General features: G+C 36.1%; 5 protein-coding genes. 1 reads left to right on the top strand and 4 read right to left on the bottom strand.

Translation table 11 applies throughout. The features are described from left to right. The first annotated feature begins 2 nt into the window (after window positions 1-2). A complete protein-coding gene (locus tag B4J23_RS02805; protein ID WP_291358701.1) occupies window positions 3-1,430 on the top strand; it encodes a mannose-1-phosphate guanylyltransferase/mannose-6-phosphate isomerase in 1,428 nt (475 codons plus the stop codon). Window positions 1,431-1,469: 39 nt separating this feature from the next. Here B4J23_RS02805 and B4J23_RS02800 read toward each other — a convergent pair whose 3' ends face one another. From B4J23_RS02800 to B4J23_RS02785, 4 genes are all read right to left on the bottom strand, one after another. Continuing rightward, window positions 1,470-2,705, bottom strand: a complete 1,236-nt coding sequence (locus B4J23_RS02800) for a glycosyltransferase WbuB (RefSeq protein WP_291358700.1) — start codon at window positions 2,703-2,705, stop codon at window positions 1,470-1,472. 6 nt (window positions 2,706-2,711) lie between these two features. Continuing rightward, window positions 2,712-3,683, bottom strand: coding sequence for a glycosyltransferase family 4 protein (locus tag B4J23_RS02795; RefSeq protein WP_291358699.1), 972 nt, complete (start codon window positions 3,681-3,683; stop codon window positions 2,712-2,714). A gap of 56 nt (window positions 3,684-3,739) precedes the next feature. Next, complete coding sequence (locus B4J23_RS02790) at window positions 3,740-4,843, bottom strand: glycosyltransferase family 4 protein (RefSeq protein ID WP_291358698.1); 1,104 nt, start codon at window positions 4,841-4,843, stop codon at window positions 3,740-3,742. 6 nt (window positions 4,844-4,849) lie between these two features. After that, the coding region (locus B4J23_RS02785; RefSeq protein WP_291358697.1) for an O-antigen polymerase at window positions 4,850-5,822 on the bottom strand (973 nt) is incomplete at its 5' end.

Raw genomic sequence — 5,822 nt, 5'->3', positions numbered from 1 at the left:
GAATGATGATTCCTGTAATTTTATCTGGTGGTTCGGGTACACGTCTTTGGCCACTCTCACGTTCTAGCTACCCAAAACAATTTTTACCTATTACTGAAGAAAAGACTCTGTTTCGACTTACACTCGAACGAATATCTAAACTCAATCAAGAACTTGCAAACTTCCAAAATCCGATTATAGTCACGAATGAAAATCATCGCTTCATTGTTGCAGAACAACTGAGGCAACAAAAAACAGCGGCTCAAATTTTACTAGAGCCTATTGCACGTAATACGGCACCGGCTATTGCAGCAGCAGCTGAATTAGCACTCTCCCATGGGGAAGATCCAGTTTTACTAATTCTTGCCGCAGATCATGTCATTGAACAACAAGAAGCTTTTAATCAGGCCGTAGCGGTAGGTCTATCTGCTGCAGAATCAGGGAAATTAGTTACATTTGGTATAGTTCCAACAGCTCCAGAAACAGGGTATGGCTATATCAAGTCACAAAATAAGATCGAACAAACTCAGCTTCAAAGCTATCCTGTGGCTCAATTTGTAGAAAAGCCTAACTTTGAAACAGCGCAGCAATACCTTGCAGATGGTTCTTACCTGTGGAACAGTGGGATGTTTATGTTTAAAGCATCGACCTATCTACAGGAATTAGAGAAATTTAATCCCACTATTTTAAAAAATGCAAAAAATGCAATTCGTGAAAGCAAGAATGACTTAGACTTTGTTCGTTTAGATAAAGCTAGCTTTGAACAATGTCCTGAAGATTCTATTGACTATGCTGTGATGGAAAAAACCGAACATGCTGTGGTTGTTCCACTGAATGCCAATTGGAATGATGTGGGTGCATGGAACAGTGTTTGGGAAGTCAGTGATAAAGATGAAAATGGTAATAGTCTTCGTGGTGATGTGATTACTCACGATACTCATAACTCGTTAATCCATGCAGAAACCCGTTTGGTCAGTACACTTGGACTGGAAAATGTTGTCGTCATTGAGACTGCCGATGCTGTACTTGTAGCAGATCAATCTAAAGTTCAAGATATTAAGAAAATTGTCGAAAAGCTAAAATCAGCTCAGCGTTTTGAAGTAGATCAGCATCGCAAGGTTTATCGCCCATGGGGAAGTTACGATTCTATTAATAGCGGCAGCCGTTATCAAGTGAAGTGTATTGTTGTTAACCCAGGACAAAAGCTCTCTTTACAGATGCATCATCACCGTGCGGAGCACTGGATTGTGGTGAATGGTACAGCGAAAGTGCGTAAGGGTGATGAAACCATTTTGCTGACGGAAAACCAGTCTATTTATATTCCGCTTGGGGAAACGCATGCTTTGGAGAACCCTGGCAAAGTTCCACTGGAGCTGATTGAAGTGCAATCTGGTTCTTATTTGGGTGAAGATGATATTGTTCGCTTTGAAGATGTTTATGGACGAGTATAGCTCTTAAAATAAAAAAAGCGGCTCATGAGCCGCTTTTTTTTATTTTGATATTAATTTAATTAGATTCATCTCAAATGTTTCTAGGATTTGATCTTTAGATAAAGAGTTTTCAGCATATTTACGACCATTCTTTCCGAATTGCTGACATTGTTCTTTATTTTGTGATAATTGAATAATAGCATCAGCTAAAGCATTTCCATTTTCAGGTTCAACAATTAAACCGCATTGTGCACCTTGAGTGATAACATGACCCAACTCGGTGTCTGCTGCGGCTGTTGCAATAACACTTTTACCGCTTGCCAACATCCCTGTAAGCTTAGAAGGCATCACCAAATCCGCAGCATCGGCACGTTGTGGCAACAGATGAATATCAGCTAAGCCTAATAATTCACCTAAACGCTCAAATGGCTGCAAGTCTAAAAATATGACATTATTTAAACCTGCACATGCCTCTTCTAAATCTGCACGGCCCGCACCATTACCACAAAACACAAACTGAATATTGTCAATTTTTTGTTCTGAAATGATGTTTGCCGCTTCAGCTAATATTTCAAGACCTTGTTTACCGCCCATATTACCTGAATAAAGCGCAACCACCTTTTCATCACTAATACTTAATTCTTTTCGATATGAACTAACCTCTTTCAAAGGCTGAATAGCGGAAATATCCACCCAATTCGGGAAAGATATAATTTTTTGTTCATCAATACCTTTTGCACGTGCAAGTTTAAGCATTTGTCCTGAAATGCTTGATACACGATCAAAACAACGTATTAAGCAACGCTCACATGCTTCAACAAAGCCTCTTAGCCATTTTGCTTTTATCAGCCCCATATCAAAGGCAGCATTCACTTCATAGTCTTGCACATGCAACCAAGATTTTGCACCATTGAGTTTTGCAAAAGCGACCGTCGCTGGTGCACACATCAATGCTGGTTCTACAGTCCAAACGACATCTGGTTTCCAAGCCCACTGTTTAAATAATGTAGGTAGACTACTTAATGCAAAAGAGACTAAATGAATAAGCCGTTTTATACCATTCGGCTGTGCCGGCACCCATAGCGGAGTACGATACACAGTAACTCCATTCCATTGCTCAATGGCATATGCATTTTGATAACCTTTAGAGACTTTCCATGCTGGGTAATATGGCGGTGCCGTAATCACACGGACTTCATGACCTTGCTCGGCAAACCACTGTGCCATTTCACCTGTATATTTACCAATCCCTGTTAGCTCAGGAGCAAAGTTAATGCCATAGAATAATATTTTCATGATTTTTTAATCCTTGCGCATTCTCTCAACAAGTAGCTCTAACTGATCCTGGGAAGTCATTAATAGTTCTAAAAACCGATTTTTTGCATTTATAGAAGCTTGGAAATATTTATTCTCATGTTCAATTTGGCTTAGATAATGCTTTACCTTAGGCTTAAAATTTTCATCCATACTCAAGCTAATCCCACCTGTACTATCAATATCATCTGAAATACATCCAATATTCGATGCTATAACAGGGACCCCTGCTGATAAAGCTTCTAGCACTACTAAAGGTTCTGCCTCATTTTTATACTGAGATGGAAAAATAAAATAATCGATACTTGCATAAAACTGATCTTTATCCTGACCATATAATGGCCCTAGATATTTTAGACTCTCTCCAAAGGCAGCTTTCGCTCTTTGAATTTCATCATTTACATATTCAGATGTTGCTGGACCAGCCAAATGAAGTTCTATTGAAAAATAATTTTTCAAATAAATTGCAGTATCTATTGTAGCCGTCAGTCCTTTTTCTTTTGTCAAGTTACTTAAATGCCCTAGACGAATAACTGATTCTTTAGGCTGAGCATGAAATTTATTTTGCTCAATGAGTTTAGAATTATTTAATACAAATGTATCAAGCTGAAAACCTACACTTTTTTGGAGATCATTCGCCATTGTTTGTCCCAAAACAATATGGCAAGCTCTTTTACCGGCTAATTTCGTAAGCCAGTAGAGCACCTTTGACCGTCTGCGAATGTGGTCATAAGCGTGATAATGAAGATATAGATTTGAATTTTTTAGACGGGCTGCCAAAACCAGCAGCACATTTAGAATTAATCCATTATTTGAATTCAGTGAAATATAAACTGAAGTTTTTTCAGAGAAAAGAATGACAACAAAAGCATAAAGATGTGCAATGATTTTTTTAATCCCTGTTGCTGAAACATCAATTTTTTTTTGATTAAATCCAGCTTTTGAAAAAAACTCAAACATGCTTTGAGTCGCTAAGGACTGTCCATGTACAGGCTTAGGAAATGGTCCAATGAATATCATGATTTTCTCGAAACTAAATGCTGTACCGCTTGTACAAATGAACTTACATCTCCTCGCTCTGCGAACTTAGAAGCTTCTATACACATATTTGTCCAGAGTTTTTCATCACGCTCGAGACTACTCATGAACCAAGCTAATCCTTGAGGATTGTCAGGTTCAAAAATAAATCCATTTACACCTGTACGAACTAAACAATCACGCGCACCGCATACATCGGATAATAGTACTGGTAAGCCCATCGCTTGAGCTTCAATGACCACATTACCAAATTGTTCCTCTATACTCGGCAAGAGCAAAGCAAAGGTAAATGCAAGAATTTTTGAGATTTCTTCTGTTTGTATAAAGCCATGAAAAATGACGTCATCTAAAATACCTAACGTACGTGCTAATGCTTTTAATTCTTCTTCTAAGGGGCCTGAACCACATATATGCAATGGGCGAACTTGAGCCGAATTTTCTTTATATAGCGCATATGCATGTAAAGCCATATGTAAATTTTTTTTTGGAACCAATCGGGCAACAATCGTAAAATGCCTTTCTGCAAAAGCAACACCTTGAGGTGCAGGCATACCTCCTGACATTTTTCGAATGCGCTCTAAAGATAATGTGTTGTAATCAACTGTAATCTTGTTCACAGGAATACCATGGAAACGAAAATAATCTTTCGAACGAATACCTGAACCAATTGCACCTACATACGGTAAAAAATAGAATCTTTTAAAAGCTTCTTTCAATGAATTTCGTGGAAAGTCATCAAACTTTGAGCAGTTCATGGTAAAAACTTTATCACCCAACATTCTAAGAAAAAATGCAAAAAATAAAATTTCCCACCATTCATAATGACAGAGAAACCAATTTGCCTTACCATGTTTTAAACGATACGCAATTAATTTCCTGACTAAAGTTAAACTGCGGGGACGCCCTTCGTTAAATAGAGTTACTTTTTTAAATGATTGTCCACTTTCAGGAATCCATTCATATGTATCACTACGCCCATATAATTCTAGTCCAATCACATTCAAATTTGACTGTGCTACAGCATCACAACGATCTACATGCATTGGACCAAAGTTTTCCCATAGAAAAATCACTTTTGTCATATTAATTTACCGAATTTTAATCTTGTAAAATAAAAGGAAATAGATTGCCGAAAAAACAAAAACAGTCACATAGAAATTATTTAAAACAGCTAATAAGGCACCGCGAGAAATAATTGCAATCATAGAAATTAAAATAACAGCAATAATATACTTTAACCCCCATGTTCTATCATAAATGTAAAAAATATCAATTTTTCGCAATAACATCCCGAATAAAAAAGAAAATATAAGCAATCCAATAAAACCAAAATCGACGTAAAACTCAATAGGTAAAGGAGATGAAATATTTAAATAATCGTAACCTGCTGCTGCTGCTCCTAATGAGCCTGTTGGTTCTGATTTAGAAAACCAAAATGAACGAGGTATAAATGAAAATAAAGAACTTAAAAGCTGATTTCCTAATGTATATCCATATTTATTTACAAAAATAACTCCATTAACAATCGATTGAAAGCCATCAAAATCACCACTTAATCTATAGTATTCGCCCATATCTATATTAAAAGCACCTTCACCACGTGTTAAATGTGAAAAATATGGAAATATAGTAGTAATACCAATGAAAAAGCTAAGAAACATTATAAGCTTTCTTTTAACGTTACTTCGAAAGAAAAAACAAAATAAGAAAATAATGTATGAGAAAAAAACAAATCTTGGCTGTGCTAATGGGAAATTAATTATAAAAAATAAAGCTAAAGCTAAAGCTAAATTAAAAATAAAAACAATTTTACTAAAGTTTTTCTTTAATAAAATTAGAAAAAATACACTAGCAAATGAAATGGTCTTTACTAAATTAATAATAAGTTCTCGTGAGGCAGTGTTAGTTCCAAATGCTTCTCTATCAAACTCTGATCTTTTAACCATAAAAGTATCAGGCCCATAAATAGCTATTACACCAGCAGTAACTAAAATTAAAAAATAGAAGACTAGAGTGAATCTAAATTTACTAACTTTTTTTATGTTCACGATATTATTAGAT

Source organism: Acinetobacter sp. UBA3025 (assembly GCF_002367915.1).
GTDB lineage: Bacteria > Pseudomonadota > Gammaproteobacteria > Pseudomonadales > Moraxellaceae > Acinetobacter.
This window is presented reverse-complemented; position numbering and strand designations above follow the sequence as displayed.

Coding starts and splice junctions, on each gene's coding strand:
- B4J23_RS02790 (WP_291358698.1), bottom strand. CDS start 4,843: ATGACAAAAGTGATTTTTCTATGGGAAAACTTTGGTCCAATGCATGTA.
- B4J23_RS02795 (WP_291358699.1), bottom strand. CDS start 3,683: ATGTTTGAGTTTTTTTCAAAAGCTGGATTTAATCAAAAAAAAATTGAT.
- B4J23_RS02800 (WP_291358700.1), bottom strand. CDS start 2,705: ATGAAAATATTATTCTATGGCATTAACTTTGCTCCTGAGCTAACAGGG.
- B4J23_RS02805 (WP_291358701.1), top strand. CDS start 3: ATGATGATTCCTGTAATTTTATCTGGTGGTTCGGGTACACGTCTTTGG.